We start from the raw sequence: 23,592 nt of genomic DNA on the forward strand, positions 1-23,592 counted from the left end.
TGCCTTTCTGTTAGTTCGTCCAATCCCTATTCCGCCATATCCAGAGCGTCATCACACATCCCATAATAGCACAAGCCGAAGCTATCCAATACATCGCTGGTCCCTGAACCCCGCCTATCAATTGGAAAATGGTATCGGAAGGGCTAAGAAAAAAAATGAAAGAGGACGAAACATACAAGCTTCCAATTAAAAAACCAACAATTGCCGAATAAGAAAGAACCGGATGTGGTAGCACAGTGCTAACAAAACAGCCCACTCCCAGCACAGCAAGAAGCACAAGATAAGCAATGCTATAAAAACGAATACTGAACACAAAAGCGCCTGCTGCCGTGTACGTACCAGTATTCAAAAACGTCACAGTCTCCGCATAAGGCATGGCTAGCTTGGCAAATAACGTACCAACCATAAGCATGGAGAGTACCAAGCCCAGAAGAAGTAGCGCTAGAACGAGCCATTTCGCCATAACAAGACGGGTATATGCAATCGGACGAAGAAGCACCATACGCAAAGCGCCTGAAGTGTTCTCCGCGTTAAAACTATCTACGACAAGCATAGGAATAAGCACAAAATGCAGGTACAGTGCCAACTCCCTTAGCAGAAAAGGTGCAGTATTCAACGAATTGAGATGAACAGCATGGTTTGGATCATAGAAACTCATCCGACCGGTCATTCTCCATAGAAAAAGGCATTCAAATAACAACAAGAATACAAACACAAGTAGCGTATACTTTGTTTTTCTACGTCCCCACATGCGTTCCCATTCACTTTTCATCAACGCCAGCATGGTTCATTCCCCCTATATCCAGCGATCTTTTCGAGTAAATAAGGCATACGCCGCTCCACCAAAAGCGAGCGAATAAAAACTAAGTACTCCCACAATCCAACCGACATATCTCGGCTGTTCAGCAAGCATAAAAACAATTCCCTGCCACTGAATCATCGGTATTGAACTAAAAATAATCTTCATATACACCTCATTGCCAAGCAACGGCTGAAAATAACCGCAAACATAAGGATACATGAGAGAGAACAAATAAAAACCAAGACCTATGCCAATCGTCGCGGTAGTCGTATGACTCACCACAGAAATAAATAGCATGACACAAACAAGAGCAAGCAGGCTTAGAAAACCGAGACTATAAAAAGCAAGGTTATAAACGAGACCTTCCCACACATCAACCATTTCGCTCCGGTAAAACAACGGGAACCTTTCGGCATGCGGAAACATAAAAAATCCAGCTATATAGCTGCATATAAAGTAAAAACAAGTAAACATAAGCAGCAATGTCGTAAATACTGCCCCCTTGGCCCAGAATAGCTTGCCGAATGTATAGGCGCGCAGCATTACCATGCGCAGCTGACCGCTGCGATATTCGTCGGTAACGATTAATGCCGCAAGGATAATGACCATAAAATTAAATACGGTCATAAGCATTTCCTCAAAGCTAAGCACGCTAAAATTGCCGAACACACTGTATTGAGGAAGCATAGAGTTTGTTTTTTCATTAGCCTTTTGAAAATAGCTCCCTGCTGCATATACCATAAGCGGAATAGCAGCAAACATCAGCCACGTACTCTTCCGTTTCCAAAGTCGGTACCATTCACTGATAAACAGCCGCATCATCGCATCATCTCTACAAACGCATCCTCCAGGTGCCCACCTTCTCCAGCAAGTTCCTGCGTTTGACCTTTCCAGACGAGCTTACCTTCCTTAAGAAGAACGAGATGATCGCACATTTTCTGAATCTCATCAAGCAAATGACTGGAGATAAGGAACGTAATCCCGTATCGTTTGTGCAATTCCATAACAAGCTCACGCAATTCGCGCATGCCCATCGGATCAAGTCCGTTGGCCGGCTCATCGAGAATGATAAATTCTGGCCTTCCAAGCAGTGCCTGTGCAATGCCTAAGCGCTGCTTCATTCCAAGCGAGTATGTGCTGACACGATCGTCCGCTCTAGAAGTAAGCCCGACAATATGTAATGTTTCCTCTACCTGTTCAAGCTGTTCCTTCTTGCTTAAGTTTGGTTGCAGCCTTGCCAAATTACGTAGATTACCCCTTCCCGTTAAATATGGAAAGAACACAGGAGATTCTACGATCGCACCCATTTTCAACAGGGCGTTCTGCCGTTCCTTTTGCATATGTATACCAGAGACAAGAATATTTCCAAAAGTCGGTGCAATGAGGCCGGTCAGCATCCGTATTAATGTCGTTTTACCGGCTCCATTCGGTCCGAGCAGCCCGCATATGTCCCCTTTTTGAATGTCGAAATTGACATCCTTTACGAGTGTTCTACCTCGTACTTTTTTTGTTACCTGCTGTACCTGTAAGATAGGTTGCATGATATCCCCTCCTCATTAAGTAATGATAGAAGAGAAATCTCAAGAATGTATAAAGTGATACGATCAAAAGGAAATATATATCGCTTTCTTGCCTTATAGCGACATATACTTTCTTATCCCTTAAAAAAACGCCAGCCCGATGATAGGCTGGCGTCACTTCGAATTTTTCACTGTGTTTGTACAATAACGTTCTCTTTCTTCGTTTCTCCCTGATACACCCATTGAATTTCTACCCGAGCCAATTTCACCTCGGTTTTCACTTTATCTTTCGTAGCTTTAGCATCCACTGTACCGCTTGGCCAAAAATCGCGGTCCCCGATCACACTTTGCTTAAGCATCTCTCTGTTGGTAATGGTGACGTCGTGCTGACCGTATCTCTCATCCTCAAAGACAGTTGTAATCGTTAAAGAAGAGATGTTTACTTTGTGCAACGGCTTTATTTCTGTTTTGCTAACAAACATTCCATCACGAACGCCAGTTGTTACGGTCGCTTTCCAGCTTTTCGATTCTCCATGCAAAGCAGCGGCTACTTCGCTCTCTCTACTCTCCTTGTCAATTCCGATATTATTGCATCCAGCCAGTATAACAATGCTTGCGAACAAGAAAATCGACACGCTTTTGATTAAAAATCTCATAGCAACCTCCCCCTTACCCCTTTACAATATCAAAAAAGGAGCAAAAAGGTAAATATTGCTAAAACACTGGATTGTTATTCCTTAGCGGTACTAATGCCATAACCTGTATTGGATTTAAAAAGAACCTCCGCAAATTTTTCTTCGTCTGCCTTCTTAGTAGATAGTATCGTGCCAAGATAAGCGCCGATGAAACCTAAAGGCACGGTAAAAATCGTCGGGTTGTCCATATGAAATATCGGATCGCCTGTAAAAATCGCTGCTCCAGGCACCGGATTCCATACGTTGGGGCTAAGCAATACAAGAATAACCGAGCTTAACAAGCCGACAAGCATCCCTGTAATCGCTCCAGTCATATTAAAACGCTTCCAATATATCGTGCACAGTATCACAGGCAGGTTTGCGCTTGCTGCTATTCCCAATGCTAATACAGAGAGAAAGGCTACGTTTAATTTTTGGGAGAATAGGGCCAATATAATGGAGATGAGCGCTACCATAATAGACGCAATACGTGCTACCCGCACTTGCTGTTTTTCTGTAATCTTTCCGTCTCGAATAATTTCACCGTAAATATCGTGTGCTACAGCAGATGCCGATGTCAAAACAAGACCTGAAACTACCGCCAGAATTGTAGCGAATGCCACCGCCGATACAATGGCAAACAGTATATCGCCGCCTAATGTTTGTGCTAACAATGGAGCTGCCATATTTCCGCCAGGGTTGGCTGCAACGATATTGTTAAATCCGACAAAGGCCGCAGCGCCAAATCCCAAAAAAATCGTCATGATAAAGAAGGCCCCAATAAACCAGGTAGAATATACAACCGACTTACGCGCAGTTGTCGCATCCTTTACCGTAAAAAAACGAACGAGAAGATGGGGCAACCCAGCCGCGCCCAGCACTAGTGATAGGTTAAAAGAAATCATGTCCAACCCGTTCTTATACTTATTGCCCGGATCCAGAAAAGCGTCCTTCAGAGGTGTGGCTGCTTTAATATGTTCAAACATAGCCATCACATTAAAGTTAAACTTTGCAAATACAATAAACGTTAATACGAAGGAGCCTGCCATTAATAAAACGGCTTTTGTTATTTGTACCCAGCTTGTGGCCGTCATTCCACCAAAAATAACATATATCGTCATCAAAGTTCCAACAATTAATACTGCTGGGACAAAATCAATACCAAGGAGAAGTTTAATCAAACCTCCGGCACCTACAAGCTGAGCAATCATGTAAAAAATGGAGATAACCAGTGTATTGAGAGCTGCCACGCCACGTACTTTTTTAGAATGGAAACGGGCAGTAATCATATCTGCTACTGTATATTTCCCTAAATTTCTAAGCGGTTCGGATACGAGGTAGAGTAGGAAAAGAAATGCCACCAGATTACCGATACTCATATAAAATCCATCAAAACCGATTAATGCGATCGCCCCTGTGATACCAAGAAAAGAAGCGGCAGACATGAAATCTCCGGCAACTGCCAATCCGTTTTGCCAGGCGGTCAGCCCTCCGCCGGCCGTATAAAATTCACTCGCGTTTTTTGTTTTTTTAGCGGAGAGATATGTGATCGTTAACGTTAAAAAAATAATAGCTAAAAATAAAACCAAAGCTAAAGAACTCATTTATCCAGCTCCCCCTCATATGCTGATAAAATTTCCTTTGCTGATATATCAAACTTTTCAGATTTCTTTACATATACGTATCCACATACCCATACGAGCACAAACTGCATCAAAGCATACACCCATGCCCATGTAATATGACCCATCGCTTGTTTCGTAAGTATATCTGTGTATGCGGCTAAAATGGGTAGCGTAAAATAAAACACAAAGAAAAAAATAGACATAGGTATGATAAATTCCTTCTTTTTTTGTATAAGTTCTTGAAAATCTCCGGTTTGAATTAACGTTGTATACAAAGAGCCTTGTTTTTTTTTCAATGGCTTATCATATTTCTCATTTTTCATTATTTCCATGTTTCCACCTCTTTTGTAATTATTTCACTACCGAATCGCCACAGAAGATGTAGCAGCCGCGATTTCTTTTCCTTCCTGAACTAATGTAGCCACCAGATAACCAATGCTTTTTCCTATTCTTTCTACACGTGCCTCCACTTCTATTTCACCAATAAAAGCCGGACGGTGAAATGTCGTATGCAAATTAATAGAAGCAAAATGTTGTCCTTCCTGTACACACGATGCAATCGCGTATGCCATCATACTATCAGCAGCAGAAGAAATAAATCCTCCCATCACGACGCCGTTTCCATTCATCATCTTCTCGCTCACCTTCCATAAACCACGAGCAATACCATTCTTCGCATATGTGACTGTAATACCGAGAGCTTCATCACAAGGAGGCGGTACACTCTCTTTCGTTACGACATCCATTAAACGATGCTGTTTGTTCACGAATTCAACCCCTTTATAACAATAATTCATATGACGTATTTAAAACGTATTATAACTTTTATGTATATTCGTTTCAATAAATATTTTTACTATTCTAAACGTTAAAATCCTTCTCAGGTTTGAAAATAGCTGTTGAGCAAAATAATAAAACCCACTCTTCAGCTTTCAAGCTAAAAAATGGGTTTACATAATTAAGACGAAACCGTATCTTCTTTCAGGAAAAACAATGCATTCTTCACCTTTCCGAATTCGGAAGCATGTGGACGGTCATCGTCATCCTTATATCCATAGTCGACCATACGATTTCGATTTAAGCACAATTTTGTCATCTCAGGCCTACACAAATCAAAAAGCTCGTATCGCTCCTGAAGATGCGGGAATTTCTTCTGATAATCATGAATCGCATTGACCAGCTGACTCCAAAACACCTGCTCTGACAATAATTGATTGTTTACCAAAAGATTGGACAAATACCTCAGATGACAAATAAACAGACCAGTAAAGATGAACTGAGTTAGCCCTTCCGGAGGTTCGCTGCGCAATACGGCCTTTAAATCGTCCGTTAGTGTCGCCAACTCAGGCAATGGCTGATCACTAATATTGACATCATCTACAAAATCTTTAATGGCCAGGCGGTGAGGCTTGTACTCTTTCAGAACAAGAATGGTATTCTGCCCGTGTGGTGAAAATACCGTTCCATATTGATACAAATAGTGGAGCAACGGTGGCAGTACAACAGCGAAGAACTGCTTCATCCATTCCTCCGCCGATAGCCCGGAGCGCTCGATTAGGCTTTGCACAAACGGCTTTTCATTTTTATCTGTATGCAATAGCGCTGCAAGCGTAATGGGATGCTCACCATCCTCCAGATACGTATAGATGCTCTCTCTCCAAATGGTGCCCAGCATCTCCAGGTATTGATATGGCGCCTGCTCCAGATTTTCATAATAGTTATGATTATAATTTATGCTTGCAATCTCCCCCGGAAGAATAACGCGGCATTCTTCATTCAGAAACGGATCGTTCTGCTGAATGCTTTTAATATACTCTGTAATTCTGGGCGCAATTACTGTACGCTCAGCCGGTAGTCCCCGATATACAAGCGTATTAAGAATACTCATCGGCAGCTTCACATGATGCCTTGCCTTATCTGACATATTAACAAATGTCCGAATGGACTGTTGTGGAAGATAGGCATCCGGTCCGTCTCCAAGCGGAATGATGTATCCTAAAGCCAAGTCCTCCGCAAAGTTCTGGATGATGATATTCTTCCATTGCCATTCATGGATCGGCATGAAAAGGTAATCTTCCTTCCTGTATCCACTCTCTTGCACAATGCGATCGAATTCAGCTCGTATTCCCTCGTCTAATTCATGCTCAAGCAACGCTTCGAAATCCAATCCTGCAATCGATTGAAAGGTCGCTCGGTCTTTATGGACAGCAATCCAAAGCAGTCTGACTTCCTTCTGATTTTCAGGTGCGAATGCAAGGTAATCATCATATCCGAATCCGATTCTCCCTTTGTTGTATGTAATCCAGGGATGCCCCGTCATCTCTCCTTCCAGAAGAGCATAATCTACATCGACCAGCTCATCGGACGTCATAGAAGACCGGGACAGCATATGGGCATCGGCAAGCAGTGTATGATTTAATTCCTTAATTAAGTGTCCTGCTGTTTCTGACGACATACCGATAAGCTGCTTACTATCTAACAGGAACTCAATCGCGCTTACGTCTTCCTTCCATTCTCCCGCTCTAAAAACCGCAATCGAATCACTTGAAACGTCAAAGCTGTCGAATAACCGCTCAGTTGCGGTAAATCGGTACTTCTTGTCTTTCGAGATGTTCAACTCGTACTGATTGTTTCCATTCTGCCGGCTAATCACATCTGGACGAATCATATCCTCATACATATATTCCGAGAGCATCTTTGCCAGGAGCTTTCGGTTTACCTGGCTCCATGTTTTTTTATCGAGAGCTTTTTTCACTTCATCTATGAATAACATCGTTAGCCTCCTTTTGTTTTGGCTTCCGTGCTTGTTTTCTCGCTCCTATTTCGCATATACATTGTTACTGCGGCAATAATAAGATGGATCACGAAAATAAAACTGGCGGCAACAAACGGGGAAGATAGCGAATAGTCTTCTACAAGCACAAGAGCGCTTATCGGTGCCAATAACAATCCAAGATTTTGAAATGATGAGAGAATGCTATAGTGGTAATGCGTATGATGGCTTCGCTGAAATAAATAAATGTCCAGGCTTGCCTGGCAAATAGCAAGGAAGAAACCAAACAGACAGCGTGAAAGGATAAACCATCCAATGTCCGAGCTAATTCCTTGTAACAATAACCCGATAAACAATAGTAAACCCGACGCCTTATACAAAGTATGCAGTCTTCCCATACTTAGCCTTTTTATAGCAGGTAACGCTAACACCGCCATCAAGCTAGGAATCAAAAACAGAAAGCTACCACCAACAGAAGTCATATCGAAAGTTTCTTCCGTGAATACCGTAAAAAAAGGCCGGATTATATTAACGGAAAAGTGCAGAGTAAAAATAAGCAAAGCCATCTTCACCAGAAATGCTATGTCACCCTCGCTCTTTTTCTCCGTTTGCTCAGCAACAGGTTCAAGTAACGTCTCTTTCGCAAAGCCTCTCCTAAAAACGGCAAAACAAACGATTCCCTGTAGCAAATCAAACAGGGCGATCCACCAGAACACCTGTAAAGGATGAGCAAGGTTAATAACCCAGCCGCTGGTTATTGTCGAAGCGATAACCGCTGACTGAAATACCGCATGATAGGTTCCCGTCACCTTCCTCCTTTCATTTCCGGCAGCCTGAATCATAATCGTATACAGCAGCAAATAGCTACTTTTGAATGCCAAAAGCAAGATAGAGAACATCAGGAATTGATGCTCACTTTTGGAAAGAGCCATTAGCGCACACGAAAGTGCGGTCCCTATCTGTCCAATAATCAATAATCGCTTGCCGTCCACTTTTCGCGCGAGAAACCCCCAGATAGGAGATGAAATTACTACGGTTAGACGGCAAACGAATATATAAAAACCGGTAAAGCTGAACTCCTGCACCCCGAATACCTTTTGGAAAAATTGCGGATAAAACGGGGACAACAAAACTTCCGTGTATACAAACAAAAATACGCAAGCGAACAGCACACTCGGGACTACACGCTTACCGGCACGCATTTCTCTGTCAGTCCGAATGTTTGGAAAACATTATGTGTATATGTCGGGTATACTTTCCTTCCAGCAATATAATTGATAATAACAGCATTCCGGTACGCTCCAAGTCCAAGGTCGGGTGCACCGACGCCGTGCGTGTGTATCTCTCCGTTCTGAATAAAGATTTCATTCGGAGCATCTATATATGTCTTAAGATGGTAATCGCGTGTCACCTGGTACCGCTCTCTTTCATCCCAATGGATCAGATGCCTTATTCCCGATAGAAATCCAGGTATAACCGGCTTATATCCAGTGGCAAGAATGACAACGTCCGAGTTATGCTCAAACATTGTCTCTTGCACACACTGCTGGCAGCGCAAGGACCATGCTCCTTCTACCTCTTCTATATCGAGGATTTCTGTCATAGGTTGAAGATGAATGTCCGGTGTTTCATTCGCGACAGAGCGTTCATACAGCACATCGTAAATATCCGCGATCGTCTCCGCACTAATGCCTTTGTAAAGCAAATCCTGCTTTGGCAACAATTCATCTTTTTTGCGCTGCGGAAGGCTATAAAAGAAATCGATATAATCGGGAGAAAAGTACTCCAATCCCAGCTTTGAATATTCCATAGGGAAAAATCCCTTCGATCTGGTGAACCAATGGAGCTTGAAATCAAATCCGTTTTGCTCCTTCGCTAAATCGTAGAATATTTCGGCCGCACTCTGCCCCGAACCGATGATAGTGACCGACTTCGCCCCTAAGCATTCATTCTTTTTCTCCAAATAATGCGAGGAGTGAAACAATGTATTTCCTAATTTGCTTTGCAAGTGCTTAGGCACGGAAGGCTCTGTTCCGACACCGATAACGATATGTTGGCTGTAATAGCTTTCTATAGCTTCCGTTTTTGTGTTCTTTACTTGCACTTCATATAAGAATGCTCCCTCCGATTCGAAAGGGATGATATTGCAAACTTCTCGTTCGAAGTGGCACGACATTAATTGATTCGCTACCCAGCGGCAATAGTGATTGTATTCTTTTCGCGGAATTTTGAAATTCTCCAGAAAGTAAAAGTGGTACAAACGCTTATGTTCCTGTAAATAATTAAGAAAACTAAATCTGCTTTTAACATCTGCCATGCTGACAAGGTCAGCCAGAAAAGGAACCTGAAGAGTGGTTCCCTCAATTAACATGCCCGGATGCCAATCGAATTCAGGCTTCTTCTCGAAAAACAAAGCATCCATCTCTGGAACATTATCAAGCAAAGCCGCCAGCCCTAAATTGAAAGGACCGATACCGATGCCGATGATGTCAAATACTTTATCAGGCTTTTTGTGTATCAATGACATGCTGCCACTTCCTTTCAAAAGTCTCCCGATGACAAAACATTAACAGCCCTGTCTTGTCCGGAAGCTCTATAGGTTTAACCGGTTCAAATCCGCACTTTTTGAATACGTGAATCATTTTTTCATTTCGAATGTCCGGTTCTGCGATTACTTTTTCTGTCTGTAGGGTTAAAAACTGAAACCGGACCATTGCCCGCAATAAGGGAAGAGCATAGCCTTTTCCAAGAAATGCTTTCTCTCCGATTAACAAGTGGATTCCCTGATCGAATGGGTCATACGAATAATAGTATTCAATAACATCCCCTTTAACCCAATATGCCTCCCAATAACTCATAGGAACTCCTTCTATGCAGCCCAGATAAAGAGTCTGGTGCCTATCACCAAGGAATTTTTGCAAATGCTCCTTGTATTCATCTAAAGGAATATTTAAATTCCAGAAAGGAATAACATGTTCCTCCTGCATCCAGCGGTGGAGTCGGTGTACGTCCCGTTCATACTCTACTTTGGCGAAAGAAATGGCCTTATTTATATCCTGATCGAATTGCGTATAGCTACTATTCATATAGCATTCCTACCTTTTGCAGCAAAGGATTTTGAATCACAGTATATACCGACTGCGCTTCAAGCGATCCAACCAGCTCATCCATATCATAAAAGCGGGTAAGCAGATTGGCTTTGCACGGCAACTCGGACATGTGAAGCAAGCTGTATAATAGATTGCATGTCTCACCTGTTTGCCTATACTGACCTTCCAGGCTTTCCCTTAACGTTTGCAGTAGCTTCTCTTCCTGAACAAGTCCCGCAGTTCCAAAGCCATTAATAAGACCGAATAAATGATTAAAGAAGAAATAATAGCGCAGCCTCTCCTCCGCTACATGGTCTGAACAAATCGTATGGCTTTTACGGCTCAGTTCCGGTATCAGTCCGGCAAGCCTGTCCGCTTTCGATTCGCAGTAATAGTATCCCTGATTATCTCGATAATAGAATATGTCCGGGTATCCGTCCTTTAGCCTTACGATAGCATTCTGCTGATGCGCCTCTAAAGCGAGTCCATATTCCTCATACAACCAGATGATTGGTTCGAGAGAAATCGATAAATATTTCTTAAACCAATCAACACTGACTTCCTCTGTCGTTCGACCTTCTTGTACAGCAATCTCCTCAATGATAGAGCCGAGTCGGGATTTTCCGCCATAGGCGTGATCCTGACATAAGCCTGCAATGAGGCTTGCATGTTTATCATCCTCATAAAAGGGATTCTCTCTTATTACTACTTCAAAGCCCGACTCTTCGCCTTGTAGCTTAATATTTATATAAGCTGGATCACTGATGATTCGGAAGTTTCCGTACCTTTTACTGAGCCGTTCTCCTACTTCCGTTTGCAACAGTCTTGAAATCTCTACACCCCTGTCCAACTCTTTCTGCTTATTGGCTCGTAAAGAGTTCGTAATTTTAATCGGGATAGAGAATTTATACATATATCGTGCCTGTCTGCTGTACACCGTTCGAACAGAGGAGGTCGCCGTAAACTTTCTACCTAAAGGCCCTATATATTCAAGCAACCCATTCTTCAGCAATCCTTGGACTTCCGGCTTTTCCATTAGTGCTCTGGCTTGAAGAGGATGCGCGGGCAGGAGAACAGCCTTATCCCGGTAATTTTCCTCTATGAATCCCTGTCCTACAGACGGATCATTGCTTATTTCTTCTTTTATGATGGCAGCCGCCGACTTTTCTACACTGGAATCCTGCAGCACAATAGACGGATGTGCCTTGAAATAGTGCAATTGAAACTCGCCTTTTAGCTCCGGTGAAAAAATTCGCTCCTCTTCCTCCGAAATCCCCTGCTTGCTCTTAGGAGTAGGGTGCAGCAAATGACCAAGAAGGAGCGATTGCTCAGCTTCAATAAACGAAAAATCTGTTCGGGTAAGCGAATACATATCCTCTACTCGATTTTCTACATAACGTTGTATATTCCGACTGCTTAATATGACACGTAGAATAAACTCATCCTCTGCATCCGTGCGACCCTGCTCTAATAAAAGCTCTTTTGCGATAAGGGAAGTTAATGTAATATAATCCGCTGGTTGCGGCATACGGGACGCCTCTGTACGATAATAAATCGGAAAGGAGAATAAATGTCTGCCTGTCGCAGACAAATAGCGAACAGGAATGATGATTTCTATCCCTTGCACAGGCAGCGTACTTACGAAAACGGTTTGTGGCGATGCTGGATGTTTTTCAAATAATACATAATCAAATCGCTTAAACGCATGCTTTACATAATTTCCGGTTTCACGCAAATAACAATTTAAAAAGCTTTGAATTGTAGCTTTTTCGGCAATATCTTTCATATGGTGCAATGGACTACCCCCTATTTGTCGTGTACATGTCGCCAAGCTTCTGAATTTCATCGAGTAAATCCTTAATGTCCCTGATGGTAGTTCTTGGGTTCAGTAGTGTAAACTTAAGATAGGCTTTGCCCTCTATGCTGGTTCTGGCGATAATCCCGCTGCCGCTATGAAGTAGAGTCTGATGAATCAGCTGATTTACCTTATTCATATCTTCTTCCTTACCGTAAGGCGTCTGGTAACGGAAAACTACCGCATTCAGTTCAGGCTGCTTATTCAGGACAATCAAATTCTCCATTGCACAAATTGTATCTGCTGCCGCCTGCGCAAGCTCGCATGTATAATCAATCATTTCACCGAACCGCTTTGTTCCGATAACTTTTAACGAAACAAAAAGCTTCAACGCATCAAAACGTCTTGTTGTCTGAACCGACTTATTGACAAGATGAGGCATTCCTTCTTCCTCATCCTTCTCTGGATTGAGATAAGCAGCATGGTAATTAATGAAACGAAAATTCGTGCGATCCCTTACGAGAAAGGCCCCGCAGCTAATCGGTTGATAGAACAGCTTATGGAAATCTACTGTAACCGAGTCTGCCAATTCAATTCCCTGTATTTTTCCGAAAAGACTCCGACTTAATCGCAAAGCTCCGCCGTAAGCAGCATCCACATGAAACCACAGTTTATGTTCACGGGCGATGCTTGCTATATCCTGTAGCGGATCAATGCTTCCGAAATCTGTCGTACCGCACGTAGCTACAATGGCAAACGGAAGAAGATTTTCTTGCTGTAAGCGTTCAAGTTTCTTCTGCAAGTCCTCCATGCACAAACGGCGTGTGTTATCCGCTTTGACGAGCACCACTGATTTCTCACCCAATCCAAGCTGTGAGGCGGATTTTTTCACCGTAAAATGTGCATCTTCGGAGCAGAGTATACGCAGACGATACGCTTCCCGAGGCAGTCCATCCTGTTGAACATCCCAGTTCCAATGCTCATGACAAAAAGCGTCTCGGGCAAGGAGTAATCCCATATAGTTAGATTGTGTTCCACCGCTCGTAAAGGTCCCGTCCGCTTCTCCTGAAAATCCGAATGTCTCGCAAAGCCATCGAATCATTTCTTCTTCCAGATGGGTAGCTGCAGCGCTTTGATCCCATGAATCCATGGATTGGTTCAATGCACTGATCATCATCTCGGCGGCAAGAGCAGGGATAAGGGGTGGACAATGTAGATGAGCAATACTTTTCGGATGCGTTACAAGTATGCTATTCGGAAGAACATAGGTGCCGAGTTCCCCTACTACGTCCGTTAGGCTTTCTCCTGTCTCGGATATAGGTCCTATTTTTTTAACATCATCTTCTACTTGCTGAGGAGATTTTCCACTATAAGGCTTCACACTATTGCCATACAATCTCAAAAGTTCCTCTTTCGTTACATCAATCGCCCGCTTATATGCATTCAATCCATCTTCTCCCTGGTACAGGAAGAGGGAGGAAATGTCGGGTAAGCGTTCTTCGTCCTGTATCATAATACTTTACCTCTTTTGAACGGCTGCCCGGACAGCTTCTGTAAAGAGGGCAATCACTTCGTTCATTTGCTCTTCCGTAATAATAAGCGGAGGCAAGAATCTTACAACGCTACCGTGTCTGCCGCCTACTTCGAGGATTAATCCGCGCTCGAAGCATTCCCGCTGAATTCTACTTGCTAATTCAGGGTTTGCCGGATAGCTACCGTTACGTGCCTGTTGCTGGTGTGGCTGTACGATTTCGACTCCAACCATTAACCCTCGTCCCCGTACATCTCCTATCTCAGGCGTATCCTCTTGTAGGTGTCTTAGGGAGCGAATCAACGTATCGCCCACCTGTCCGACATGCGATACTAGATCGTTCGCTTTAATAAATCGTAATGTGGCAGTTCCTGCCGCCATAGCCATCTGATTCCCTCTGAATGTACCGATATGAGCCCCTGGGGACCACCTATCAAGTTCTCTATCATAAATAACAACAGATAATGGTAAACTTCCGCCGATCGCTTTGGAAAGAACAATAACATCTGGGATAATACCAGCATGTTCAAACGCAAATAGTTTTCCAGTACGCCCGATTCCAGTCTGAACTTCATCAATAATAAGAGGAATCCCTCTTTCCTTAGTGATTCTTCGCATTTCCCTCACCCACTCAACAGGTGCAGGAATCGAACCTCCTTCGCCTTGCACTGCTTCAAAAATCATACCGGCCGGTGGAAGTACACCGCTCTCCGGGTCATCAAGCAAATGTTCAATATATCTACTGCTAATTCGGTGACCTTCCTCTCCGCCGATACCAAACGGGCAACGATACATATATGGATACGGGAGGAAATGAACATCCGGGACTAGCCCCTGCACTCTTTCTTTTGGTCCCAGCATTCCGCTAAGTGACATTGTCCCGTGTGTCGCCCCATGATAGCCGCCGTGGAATGAAAGAATGCTGCGTCTTCCTGTTGCAGTTTTTACCAGCTTAACCGCAGCTTCAATGGCATCACCTCCCGTCGGACCGCAAAACTGAATTTTTGCCCGTTTGGCGAATTCCTCAGGCAAGCTGGAGAACACCTCACTCACAAATTCTTCTTTCACCGGCGTTGTCAAATCCAACGTATGCAATGGACGCTTGTCCTTGATAACCTGCTCCATAGCTTCAATAACAACGGGATGGTTATGACCAAGCGCTAATGTGCCTGCACCAGCCAAGCAATCGTAATACCGCTTCCCATCGACATCATACACATATATCCCTTCCGCCCTGTCAATCGCAATCGGTATCCTTCTCGGATATGAACGGGCATTAGACTCCCGTTTTTCCTGCTGTGCGAGAAGTTCCTTGTTTTTTGAGATTTGTTCTATCGACATAAAAAACTCCCTTTCCTAATTGAAAATGTTTTTCATTGTCGTGCATAAAACAAGATTAATTGATAAAGATTATCATCGTCAATTATACTTGAGAACCATTATCATTTATAGTTCTTTTATCTCCATTTTTAGGAATTGCGTATTATCTTACTTTTTTTACCAACAGGGAAATAAACACGTAGAAAAATGCAAAAAATACCATTATTCCAACAGAAAACCTATGCATTATTACCCATAAATTTTCCACTATAATATCAGAAACTTTACGACGGTAAGCTTCCAAGAAAAAAGCGGAGTCAGTTCCCCTTTGGAATCCAACTCCGCACACTAAAAAATATATAACTATACCCAACCGAAATAACGAACCGTCTGCGCTACAACAAAGCAGACTACAATTGCAATCGCCAATGGCATCAATACAGAAAGCACCGTCCATTTCGTGCTCTTCGTCTCTTTGGCAATCGTATAAATCGTAGTGCCACACGGATAATGCAGGAGCGAGAACAACATCATATTCAACGCGGTTAACCACGTCCAACCATGATCTAAAAACAATGCTTTCAATGCCCCCATATCGTCCAGTTCCATCATGGCACCGGAGGCCATATAGCCCATAATTAGAATCGGCACGACAATTTCATTCGCTGGAAGACCAAGCAGAAACGCCATGAGAATATACCCGTCGAGTCCTATCGCATGTGCAAATGGCGCGAACCAATCCGCAACATGGGTAAGCACACTCTTATCCCCAACCATAATATTAGCCAGAATCCACGTAATAACACCCGCAGGTGCAGCAGTTATAATAGCCCGTTTGAGCACAAACAATGTCTTATCATATACCGAACGGACGATAGTGCGCCCGAACTGCGGTGGACGGTACGGCGGGAGTTCCAGAGTAAAATGCGACGGCACTCCACGCAACAATGTCTTAGAAAGAGCCCAGGATACAAAAAGCGTCATTGCAATGCCGAACAACACCATACCAACTACAATGAGCGCTGCCACCGTCACGCTTGCGCCCATTCCGACTGCACCTACCATAAACAGTGACGACAGAAGAATTAACGTTGGCCATCTTCCATTGCATGGCACAAAGTTATTCGTCAAAATTGCAATCATACGTTCACGGGGCGATTCGATAATACGGCAGGAAATAATTCCGGCAGCATTGCAACCAAATCCCATCGCCATTGTCAGCGATTGTTTGCCATGACCACCCGCTTTTCGGAATAGACGGTCCAGATTGAACGCTACTCTAGGTAAATATCCTGCATCTTCAAGCAGAGCAAATAATGGAAAAAAGATAGCCATTGGCGGCAGCATGACAGAGATAACCCATGATACGCCACGATACAGGCCAAGTACTAGAACACCGTGCAGCCATGCCGGTGCACCCACCCACATAAACACCGCAGTCAGCTTTCCTTCCAGCCATCCAAAGCCATCCGCTAACAGGCTGGATGGTACATTAGCGCCTGCAATCGTTATCCAGAATACGATCCCCAGCAATACCAGCATGATAGGAAATCCAAGATAACGCGAAGTAAGAATGGCATCCAACCTGTCATCCTGGTTCACCTTATTTTGATTCGTGCGACTTGTCACTTCGTCTGCGATTGTTTGTGAATGCTGATATATCTTCTCTACGATTACATCGCGTACCGCTTCGGTGTTTTCTTCTCGCACCTGACGCGCGATCGCATGCAATCGGTGAATGTCACCTCTTTCTATGCTTGCGGCCATGATGGTGACACCTCCCGTTCTCGACTCAGAGAAGGATCTTGCAACGCCTCTTCCGTCATATATCTTTCTATATCCTCAAGTAACGTATCATCTCCGTCCAATAAGCGTAGTGCAACCCAACGCGCTTTCATTGTTCCTTTCAATAATGGCGTCAATTTTGGCTCCAGCTCGCTGATGGCCTGCTCTACCTCCTGACTGTAGCGTAACGTGAAAGGAACTGGTGTAATATTTCCACAGGCTACATCGAGCAGGCAATCCCGTAGCTCTTCTAGGCCCTGCTTCTGCCGTGCAGCTGTTGCCACTACTGGTATGCCTAATTTTTTGGAAAGGCCTTCTATATCTATCTCAATGCCTTTTCGTTTCGCTTCATCCATTAAATTTACGCACAGCACTACCTGGTCGGTAATCTCCATCACCTGTAACGCAAGATTTAAGTTCCGCTCCATCGCCGTTGCATCCACAACCACAAGCGTTACGTCCGGTTGGCCGAAACAAATAAAGTCGCGCGCTACTTGCTCATCGGCCGAGTTCGGGAGTAAAGAGTACGTCCCTGGCAAGTCGACCAGAAGAAACGGCTGTCCTTTATGTGTAAATGTTCCCTGTGCATTCCCCACCGTTTTTCCAGGCCAATTTCCAGTATGCTGATTGAGTCCGGTCAGCGCATTGAACACCGTGCTTTTCCCTGTATTTGGATTACCAGCCAGCGCGACAACCTTCTGTCCCGCCAAGGCAGCGATTCCAAACTTATGGTGCAGAAGCTCGGTTCTTTTCTCTATGCACATGCAGCTCATAATTTTCCCTCCTTACTCAACAAGCGGTTCAACCATAATTTGCTTGGCATCATCCCTGCGCAACCCGATAGTCGTTCCTCGTATCCGGTATGCCGTCGGATCTCCAATCGGGCTACGTCGTATGCATTCTATAATAGTCTGCGGCACGACTCCCAAATCCAGCAGGCGCCGCCGCACCATACCTTCAGCGAATAGCGTCAACACCTTTGCTTTGCTGCCTGGTGCCAACTCGGATAAAGGGATCGCATTCTGTACTTTCTCAGCCATCCAACTGCCTCCGATCTCTGACTCAATTAGCTGTACGCCAAATATTTTACCTTACCCAACTTTTATCCTAAAAAAACGTTGTCCACTAATTCTTTCTCTATTAAAATTATTTTGCATACGGGCAAAAAAAGCAAGACTTTTTTTCTTTGGTATATACTACTGTATTTCATCCGCCCGTTTTTTGTGCTATCTCCTTAGGTAAAAAAACACAATAATTTATTCAGTAAGGAAGTGTGTTATGAGAAGAGAAGAACATGAATCCTATCCGCAAATCGGACAGAACAGCGTGTTGGTAACTGACGTTTATTTACTTGATCTCATACAAGCAATCAGCAATCTGATACCACTTTGGCGTCGCCGTCTAGAGGAAGGTTTAGTTCGGCTTGATTTCGCGGTGGAAATTGGAAAAAAGCTGACACCAGAATTCCAGGAAAGACTATTTGACTTTCTACACGACCAATCAACACCGAAAAAACACGAGGGCAAGGTTCTACTTGCATTTTCATTTGACATGCCGGAGTGGGCCATATTGGAAATATTGCGCCTGTATAAACAAGCGGACAAAATTAGAGAAGCCATTGTGATGTATAACGATTTGATGGATCAGTTCGAGAGCATATTCTACGAGGAATTCGAGTACCAATTTCTTGCAGGTGAAATGCCTAAAGACGAACAGAAGTTGTCAGATATACTGAGCCATTACCAGCAAAGTCTGCAAACATTATATGAACAGGCTCCTCGCTTCTATACAAATCGAGCGTATAGCCGAATGTACAGCGATAGTTCTTCTTCATCTCATCTATCTGCCAAACCAGCAAGCAAACAGGAATTGTACCAGCTTCTAGGGATAAGTCAAAATGCTTCCACAGAAGAGATGAAGAAGCAATACCGTTACCTAATGAAGGTGCTTCATCCGGATAGCGGCGGCAGCGCATATTTGTTTAATCTGGTGAAAAAAGCATTCGAAACTAAAAAATAAAGAAAGGCCAGGGTACATACTCCCTTAGCCCTTTTTCTTCCAATCTGCATACTCGTGCGCCAGCATTGACATAAGCACCAGCGACTCGTATTCGCCATCTGTCTTCAAACAGTCCCGCAGTATGCCTTCCACAATAAATCCTTCCGCTTCATATACATGGCGTGCACGCGTATTGTATTCCTTCACATCAAGCCATAGCCTCCGGGCTTCTCTTTCCTCAAATACCCATTCCTTTATGAGGTGTAGCGCCTTCTTCCCCCACCCTTTTCCTTTCTCTGTAATTACAATTCGGGTTAACTCCACACTATCATTCGGATTATGAAGTCCGCTAAGAATCGCATATCCGACTATTCCTGTTTCATCTGGTGACTCAAGCACTGCATGTATCATATCTCCGTCCTCAAACGTACTTGCATGCTTCTCCATACTCCATGGAATGATGAATCGACTATTTTCTTCGCTCTGTTCTGTCGACAATACGAAATCTAAATCGTTTTCGGTCGTATGACGCATCCGTATGTTCCCTAATTGGTAGATAATATCCCCTTGTTTTTTATCTGTAATCAATTTTTTCTCTTCTACCTTGATCCCCATTGCCAGTGCATCAAAGAAAATCCCATTTATACAAAACTCCCGTTCCAGCCTTCCCTCTTCTTTGAAGCCAAGCTTGCGATACAGTCGGATTGCTCGGTTGTGATCGGATCGGACTCGTAAATTAATTTTACGGGTCCGTCCGTTTTCTCGCGCCCAATCCAGCAAACAGGAAATCAGTTTTTCGCCAATACCCAATCCCTGAAACTTCTGTCGCACACTAACACCAAACTCCCCCGCATGGGCGGTCCTTGATCGCTTTCCTGAACGAAAGGTAAGATTCCCGACGATTTCCCCTTTCAATTTCGCCAGCAAACACAAATCTGTCGAAGCGTCTAAAAAATCCTGCATTCTCCGGCGCTGTTCCTCTACAGTCATGGTAAGCTCTCCGGCACCAAATGTAAGAAAATCGCTCTCTTCGGAGATTTTCTTCAGATATACAACATAAGCCTCGGCATCTTCAGTTTTTCCCTTCTGAATGGTAATTGCCGCTCCGTTTCCTAGTTTGTATTCCATAGTGCTCTCCTTTCTTTTCTACCATACTTTCCTTGTTTACTTCGATAGCATAATCTGGAACCCTTTTTCCTTTCTTTACTGATTATCCGGATCGCGAACCCCAAATGGATAAAGGGCATAGACAGAAGACGGTTTTTTCGAAAAAACAGTTCCTTGTCCATACCATTTCTTTGTATATGAATATAATAATAGCAAGAGAAAACCCAATCTTCATTCAGCTTTGATGGTAACGTTCATAGTGCCGAATGGATTGTGCGTACTCTTCCCTCCTTCCAGCCAGCCTGCGTACGGTGCAGGCTGGTTTTCAATTTTTACCGGCTTGTAATCTCTTTCAGCTTTCTCCATAGTAAGATAGAAAGTATATAGGTGCGTTTCATCTGCATAAAGAAAAGGGGGGCTGCGCTTGGAGAACCGTGCAACAAAAATATTAATTGTAGAAGATGAAAGCTCCATCCGCCGTTTTATTAGCATCAACTTGGAGCGGGATAGCTTTGTGGTAATAGAAGCCGCCAGCGGGGAAGAAGGATTAGAAAAAACAAAAAACGAACAGCCGGATCTGGTCGTGCTTGATGTAATGCTTCCTGGTATTGATGGATATGAAGTATGTCGGAGGCTTCGGGAAGATTTCCCGGATGTTGCTGTTATCATGCTAACAGCTCGTGGACAGGATATGGATAAGCTCATGGGTCTTGAACTTGGCGCGGATGATTACATCGTCAAACCTTTCAATCCGCTGGAGTTGTCTGCCAGAATTCGTGCTGTACTCCGGCGAATGAATCAACCTTCCCGCTCACTTAGACAGGAGACGGTTCTTCGTTGTGGTCCGTTTCAGTTGGATACGCACGGACACCGCTTTGACAAGGATGGCAAGAATATTGAGCTGACGCCGCGCGAGTTCGATTTGCTAAAGACATTCATGCAAAATATAGACCGGGCACTTACAAGAGATGAAATTCTAAATATGACCTGGGGAATCGATTTTATTGGTGATCCAAAAACCGTAGACGTTCACATTCGACGCTTGCGCGAAAAAATCGAAGACACGCCTTCCCATCCTGTCTATATTGAAACGGTATGGGGATATGGGTATTGCTTCCGAAAGGGACGAAGCAATGTACGGAATTAAAAAAAGATTAGTCAGCAGTTATTTCCTTATTATTTTACTTACCGTTTTTCTTTTTGAATTGTTTATGTTTATCGCTATCCGACAGTATTACCTTGGTCACATTCGAGATTCTCTCCAGAACAAAGCAGAGGTTTCGGCAGCTTTCTACAGTCAGTATTTGGTAGATAAAAGTCTAGAAGAGCAAGTAAGCTCCCTTATCAATAGTTTCGCCGAAACAACAAGCGCCCAGGTGCAGCTTGTCGGGCTCAACGGAACAGTTCTCGGTGACTCTACAGGCATATCCTGGGGAGAAAGCCTGCATACTCCTGATATAAAAGCGGCACTCAACGGCAGTGCGGGAGAATGGCAGGGCAGAATTTCGGAAACGGGAGAACCTGTTTTGTCTATTGCCGTCCCACTTAAAAACGGAGGGGAGACGACGGGAGTTCTGCGGCTTGTTACCTCGCTTGTCGAAGCGTATGCTGTCATTGAAAAAACGTCTCTGGTACTTCTTCTCGCTGGGGTTGTCATCATCGCTGTTTCGATTATTATCAGTATTTTGCTATCCGCAACCATCACCAAGCCAATACGAGAAATTATAAAAGGTGCAGAAGAGATGGCGGTAGGAAAATTTTCAGTGCGCATCAAGAAAAGAAACAACGACGAGCTGGGCAAACTGACCGATACGCTGCATTACATGGCAGCAGAAATCACGCGACATGAGCAATTAAAAAATAAATTCATTTCTTCGATATCCCATGAATTGCGCACTCCGCTCACTTCGATTAAAGGATGGGTCATCACTTTACTCTCTGAATCGCCCCGATATGATCCCATCGTACAAGAAGGGCTTGAAATCATTGATAAAGAAACGGATCGTTTATCTCTCCTGGTAGAAGAATTATTGGACTTGTCTAGATTGGTGGAAGGGAAAATAACATTACATATCACCAGAGTAAACATAAACGAATGGGTACAGCAAATCGCAAAGCAACTTACACCTCGAACCAAGAGACAGAATATCCAACTCGTTATCGAAGTAGCCCCCGATTTGCCCGATATTGCTGGCGATCCAAATCGTCTTAAGCAAGTGTTGCTTAATCTTTTAGATAACGCATTGAAATTTACTCCCAATGGGGGAATGATTTATATTTTCGCGAACAAGACAGAAACAGGCATACAGCTGAGCGTGAAGGATACAGGTACAGGAATTCCACCTGAGGACCTACCACATATCAAGAAAAGATTCTATAAGGCGAATGAATCTTCCTCAGGTAGTGGATTAGGTCTTTCCATATGCGACGAGATTATGACTTTACATGAGGGGCGAATGGAAATTTATAGCATGCCAGAAATAGGCACACAGGTCGATTTGTTTTTCCCTTCTACAAGCTCGTAAGGAAAGGTAAGATAAGATAAGATGAAGCATCATAAGTTCACAACATCTGGAGCATGCCTACTGCTCGCTTCAGTGCTTAGCGGCTGTAGTATGTTCCCGTCTCCGGCTAATACGATTACCGCCCCTCAATCCGTTACTACACAATCGCTGGGTGCCAAAAGCACAGCGAATTTTATCGAAACATTCCTTCCGTCAGGCTCTAAACTTCTGCCCCCGGAAAGTCCCGGAGGACTCGAAGCCATCCAAAAACATGATGTGAACGGAGACGGCATTGAGGAAGTCATTGTCACGTACCGTACTGGCGAAAAAGAAAAACGTCCCTATATTATGCTCTTGCGAAAACAAAACGGGCACTGGAAAAAGGCATGGACTTATGCGGGGCAAGGATATGAAATCGATACCGTACGCTTTGCCGATATCACGGGAAACGGTGTGCCCGAACTGCTTGTTGGATGGAAAATGGGAGCTTCAGCCGGCAATGGTCTTGATATTTTCTCGTGGTCAAACAATACGCTACATAAGCTGGTCAGTACCGGCTATCATAAACTTGACATCGTTCGGCACGAAGGAAGAGAATTGCTGGCCGTTTGGCGAAAGGATACGGGCAATGCATACGAAGTGGATATTCTCCGCTGGCAGAATCGAGATTTAGTCTCCGACACCGAAGCCTATCCTTCATACTTTAAAAAAGTCGCCGTTTATTATGAACAAAGAATACAGGAAATGCCTGATGCTTCTTTTTATTGGTACTATCTAGCCGATGCACAACAAAAAGCGCAGATGCCGGAACAGGCCTTACAGGCAGCGAGGAAGGGACTTTCCCTACGAGGGAAAGAAGGTTATCCTTCTTCAGCTCAATTTAACAGGATTATCATCGCAGCCTTGAAAGATCTCGGAAAGTACCAAGAAGCAGAGCAATTTCGCAAGACAGCGCGGAATAAATAGAGATGTGCCGGATACATTGTATTTTGAAACTTTTCGATAACTATTTTTAATCTTTCGGTATTAAGAAAACAGAGGGCTAAAAGTATGACGTAGCTTTTAGCCC

23 protein-coding genes are annotated in these 23,592 nt (G+C 43.8%); 4 read left to right on the plus strand and 19 right to left on the minus strand.

All coding sequences use genetic code 11. From position 1 onward, the window contains the following. Nucleotides 1-10: 10 nt before the first annotated feature. The 17 genes from AF333_RS27745 to AF333_RS27825 all read right to left on the minus strand — a co-directional run bounded on the left by AF333_RS27745 (nucleotide 11) and on the right by AF333_RS27825 (nucleotide 17,954). Nucleotides 11-784 (minus strand): ABC transporter permease, encoded by a 774-nt coding sequence (locus tag AF333_RS27745; protein WP_043064350.1) that lies wholly within the window; start codon nucleotides 782-784, stop codon nucleotides 11-13. A 12-nt stretch (nucleotides 785-796) separates the two neighbouring features. Next, nucleotides 797-1,624: an ABC transporter permease gene (locus AF333_RS27750; protein WP_043064351.1), complete on the minus strand. Its 828-nt coding sequence runs from the start codon at nucleotides 1,622-1,624 to the stop codon at nucleotides 797-799. Beyond that, complete coding sequence (locus AF333_RS27755) at nucleotides 1,621-2,343, minus strand: ABC transporter ATP-binding protein (protein ID WP_043064352.1); 723 nt, start codon at nucleotides 2,341-2,343, stop codon at nucleotides 1,621-1,623. Before AF333_RS27755 ends, AF333_RS27750 begins: the two co-directional genes overlap by 4 nt. 167 nt (nucleotides 2,344-2,510) lie before the next feature. Then, nucleotides 2,511-2,978 (minus strand): hypothetical protein, encoded by a 468-nt coding sequence (locus tag AF333_RS27760; protein WP_043064353.1) that lies wholly within the window; start codon nucleotides 2,976-2,978, stop codon nucleotides 2,511-2,513. A 74-nt stretch (nucleotides 2,979-3,052) separates the two neighbouring features. After that, nucleotides 3,053-4,600: a solute symporter family protein gene (locus tag AF333_RS27765; protein ID WP_043064354.1), complete on the minus strand. Its 1,548-nt coding sequence runs from the start codon at nucleotides 4,598-4,600 to the stop codon at nucleotides 3,053-3,055. Continuing rightward, entirely contained in the window at nucleotides 4,597-4,953 is a 357-nt protein-coding gene (locus tag AF333_RS27770; protein WP_235356585.1) for a DUF485 domain-containing protein, read from the minus strand. Before AF333_RS27770 ends, AF333_RS27765 begins: the two co-directional genes overlap by 4 nt. A 27-nt stretch (nucleotides 4,954-4,980) precedes the next feature. After that, nucleotides 4,981-5,367, minus strand: coding sequence for a PaaI family thioesterase (locus AF333_RS27775; RefSeq protein ID WP_235355863.1), 387 nt, complete (start codon nucleotides 5,365-5,367; stop codon nucleotides 4,981-4,983). Between the two features lie 212 nt (nucleotides 5,368-5,579). Next, on the minus strand, nucleotides 5,580-7,394 hold the full coding sequence (locus AF333_RS27780; protein WP_043064356.1) for an IucA/IucC family protein: 1,815 nt from the start codon (nucleotides 7,392-7,394) through the stop codon (nucleotides 5,580-5,582). A gap of 2 nt (nucleotides 7,395-7,396) precedes the next feature. Further along, complete coding sequence (locus tag AF333_RS27785; protein WP_043064357.1) at nucleotides 7,397-8,596, minus strand: MFS transporter; 1,200 nt, start codon at nucleotides 8,594-8,596, stop codon at nucleotides 7,397-7,399. Beyond that, nucleotides 8,575-9,921 carry a lysine N(6)-hydroxylase/L-ornithine N(5)-oxygenase family protein gene (locus AF333_RS27790; protein WP_043064358.1) on the minus strand — a complete coding sequence of 449 codons (1,347 nt, stop codon included), beginning with the start codon at nucleotides 9,919-9,921 and terminating at the stop codon, nucleotides 8,575-8,577. Before AF333_RS27790 ends, AF333_RS27785 begins: the two co-directional genes overlap by 22 nt. After that, entirely contained in the window at nucleotides 9,896-10,480 is a 585-nt protein-coding gene (locus AF333_RS27795) for a GNAT family N-acetyltransferase (RefSeq protein WP_407638703.1), read from the minus strand. The genes AF333_RS27790 and AF333_RS27795 overlap by 26 nt, the downstream gene beginning before the upstream one ends. Continuing rightward, a complete protein-coding gene (locus AF333_RS27800; RefSeq protein WP_043064420.1) occupies nucleotides 10,473-12,269 on the minus strand; it encodes an IucA/IucC family protein in 1,797 nt (598 codons plus the stop codon). The genes AF333_RS27795 and AF333_RS27800 overlap by 8 nt, the downstream gene beginning before the upstream one ends. Before the next feature lie 13 nt (nucleotides 12,270-12,282). Continuing rightward, a complete protein-coding gene (locus tag AF333_RS27805) occupies nucleotides 12,283-13,791 on the minus strand; it encodes a pyridoxal phosphate-dependent decarboxylase family protein (RefSeq protein ID WP_043064359.1) in 1,509 nt (502 codons plus the stop codon). 6 nt (nucleotides 13,792-13,797) lie between these two features. Then, nucleotides 13,798-15,150 (minus strand): aspartate aminotransferase family protein, encoded by a 1,353-nt coding sequence (locus tag AF333_RS27810; RefSeq protein ID WP_043064360.1) that lies wholly within the window; start codon nucleotides 15,148-15,150, stop codon nucleotides 13,798-13,800. Nucleotides 15,151-15,492: 342 nt separating this feature from the next. After that, nucleotides 15,493-16,896, minus strand: a complete 1,404-nt coding sequence (locus AF333_RS27815; RefSeq protein ID WP_043064361.1) for a nucleoside recognition domain-containing protein — start codon at nucleotides 16,894-16,896, stop codon at nucleotides 15,493-15,495. Further along, nucleotides 16,881-17,687, minus strand: coding sequence for a FeoB small GTPase domain-containing protein (locus AF333_RS27820; RefSeq protein WP_043064362.1), 807 nt, complete (start codon nucleotides 17,685-17,687; stop codon nucleotides 16,881-16,883). The genes AF333_RS27815 and AF333_RS27820 overlap by 16 nt, the downstream gene beginning before the upstream one ends. Nucleotides 17,688-17,699: 12 nt before the next feature. Next, nucleotides 17,700-17,954, minus strand: a complete 255-nt coding sequence (locus AF333_RS27825; protein WP_043064363.1) for a FeoA family protein — start codon at nucleotides 17,952-17,954, stop codon at nucleotides 17,700-17,702. Nucleotides 17,955-18,192: 238 nt separating this feature from the next. Here AF333_RS27825 and AF333_RS27830 point away from each other — a divergent pair, with 238 nt between their 5' ends. Further along, nucleotides 18,193-18,933 carry a J domain-containing protein gene (locus tag AF333_RS27830; RefSeq protein WP_052811769.1) on the plus strand — a complete coding sequence of 247 codons (741 nt, stop codon included), beginning with the start codon at nucleotides 18,193-18,195 and terminating at the stop codon, nucleotides 18,931-18,933. A gap of 24 nt (nucleotides 18,934-18,957) precedes the next feature. Here AF333_RS27830 and AF333_RS37260 read toward each other — a convergent pair whose 3' ends face one another. Together AF333_RS37260 and AF333_RS37035 are read right to left on the minus strand one after the other, a co-directional pair. Continuing rightward, complete coding sequence (locus AF333_RS37260) at nucleotides 18,958-20,040, minus strand: GNAT family N-acetyltransferase (protein ID WP_080787597.1); 1,083 nt, start codon at nucleotides 20,038-20,040, stop codon at nucleotides 18,958-18,960. A gap of 210 nt (nucleotides 20,041-20,250) precedes the next feature. Further along, nucleotides 20,251-20,385: a hypothetical protein gene (locus AF333_RS37035; RefSeq protein ID WP_268753648.1), complete on the minus strand. Its 135-nt coding sequence runs from the start codon at nucleotides 20,383-20,385 to the stop codon at nucleotides 20,251-20,253. Nucleotides 20,386-20,443: 58 nt separating this feature from the next. Here AF333_RS37035 and AF333_RS27840 point away from each other — a divergent pair, with 58 nt between their 5' ends. The 3 genes from AF333_RS27840 to AF333_RS27850 are packed head-to-tail and all read left to right on the plus strand — an operon-like array spanning nucleotide 20,444 to nucleotide 23,489. Continuing rightward, on the plus strand, nucleotides 20,444-21,166 hold the full coding sequence (locus AF333_RS27840) for a response regulator transcription factor (protein WP_043064364.1): 723 nt from the start codon (nucleotides 20,444-20,446) through the stop codon (nucleotides 21,164-21,166). Next, on the plus strand, nucleotides 21,153-22,544 hold the full coding sequence (locus tag AF333_RS27845) for a sensor histidine kinase (RefSeq protein ID WP_043064365.1): 1,392 nt from the start codon (nucleotides 21,153-21,155) through the stop codon (nucleotides 22,542-22,544). Before AF333_RS27840 ends, AF333_RS27845 begins: the two co-directional genes overlap by 14 nt. Nucleotides 22,545-22,565: 21 nt before the next feature. Then, nucleotides 22,566-23,489: an FG-GAP repeat domain-containing protein gene (locus tag AF333_RS27850; protein ID WP_052520249.1), complete on the plus strand. Its 924-nt coding sequence runs from the start codon at nucleotides 22,566-22,568 to the stop codon at nucleotides 23,487-23,489. Nucleotides 23,490-23,592 lie beyond the last annotated feature (103 nt).

The organism is Aneurinibacillus migulanus (assembly GCF_001274715.1).
Taxonomy (GTDB): domain Bacteria; phylum Bacillota; class Bacilli; order Aneurinibacillales; family Aneurinibacillaceae; genus Aneurinibacillus; species Aneurinibacillus migulanus.

Coding starts and splice junctions, on each gene's coding strand:
- AF333_RS27745 (WP_043064350.1), bottom strand. CDS start 784: ATGCTGGCGTTGATGAAAAGTGAATGGGAACGCATGTGGGGACGTAGA.
- AF333_RS27750 (WP_043064351.1), bottom strand. CDS start 1,624: ATGATGCGGCTGTTTATCAGTGAATGGTACCGACTTTGGAAACGGAAG.
- AF333_RS27755 (WP_043064352.1), bottom strand. CDS start 2,343: ATGCAACCTATCTTACAGGTACAGCAGGTAACAAAAAAAGTACGAGGT.
- AF333_RS27760 (WP_043064353.1), bottom strand. CDS start 2,978: ATGAGATTTTTAATCAAAAGCGTGTCGATTTTCTTGTTCGCAAGCATT.
- AF333_RS27765 (WP_043064354.1), bottom strand. CDS start 4,600: ATGAGTTCTTTAGCTTTGGTTTTATTTTTAGCTATTATTTTTTTAACG.
- AF333_RS27770 (WP_235356585.1), bottom strand. CDS start 4,953: ATGGAAATAATGAAAAATGAGAAATATGATAAGCCATTGAAAAAAAAA.
- AF333_RS27775 (WP_235355863.1), bottom strand. CDS start 5,367: ATGGATGTCGTAACGAAAGAGAGTGTACCGCCTCCTTGTGATGAAGCT.
- AF333_RS27780 (WP_043064356.1), bottom strand. CDS start 7,394: ATGTTATTCATAGATGAAGTGAAAAAAGCTCTCGATAAAAAAACATGG.
- AF333_RS27785 (WP_043064357.1), bottom strand. CDS start 8,596: ATGCGTGCCGGTAAGCGTGTAGTCCCGAGTGTGCTGTTCGCTTGCGTA.
- AF333_RS27790 (WP_043064358.1), bottom strand. CDS start 9,921: ATGTCATTGATACACAAAAAGCCTGATAAAGTATTTGACATCATCGGC.
- AF333_RS27795 (WP_407638703.1), bottom strand. CDS start 10,480: ATGAATAGTAGCTATACGCAATTCGATCAGGATATAAATAAGGCCATT.
- AF333_RS27800 (WP_043064420.1), bottom strand. CDS start 12,269: ATGAAAGATATTGCCGAAAAAGCTACAATTCAAAGCTTTTTAAATTGT.
- AF333_RS27805 (WP_043064359.1), bottom strand. CDS start 13,791: ATGATACAGGACGAAGAACGCTTACCCGACATTTCCTCCCTCTTCCTG.
- AF333_RS27810 (WP_043064360.1), bottom strand. CDS start 15,150: ATGTCGATAGAACAAATCTCAAAAAACAAGGAACTTCTCGCACAGCAG.
- AF333_RS27815 (WP_043064361.1), bottom strand. CDS start 16,896: ATGGCCGCAAGCATAGAAAGAGGTGACATTCACCGATTGCATGCGATC.
- AF333_RS27820 (WP_043064362.1), bottom strand. CDS start 17,687: ATGAGCTGCATGTGCATAGAGAAAAGAACCGAGCTTCTGCACCATAAG.
- AF333_RS27825 (WP_043064363.1), bottom strand. CDS start 17,954: ATGGCTGAGAAAGTACAGAATGCGATCCCTTTATCCGAGTTGGCACCA.
- AF333_RS27830 (WP_052811769.1), top strand. CDS start 18,193: ATGAGAAGAGAAGAACATGAATCCTATCCGCAAATCGGACAGAACAGC.
- AF333_RS37260 (WP_080787597.1), bottom strand. CDS start 20,040: ATGGAATACAAACTAGGAAACGGAGCGGCAATTACCATTCAGAAGGGA.
- AF333_RS37035 (WP_268753648.1), bottom strand. CDS start 20,385: ATGGAGAAAGCTGAAAGAGATTACAAGCCGGTAAAAATTGAAAACCAG.
- AF333_RS27845 (WP_043064365.1), top strand. CDS start 21,153: ATGTACGGAATTAAAAAAAGATTAGTCAGCAGTTATTTCCTTATTATT.
- AF333_RS27850 (WP_052520249.1), top strand. CDS start 22,566: ATGAAGCATCATAAGTTCACAACATCTGGAGCATGCCTACTGCTCGCT.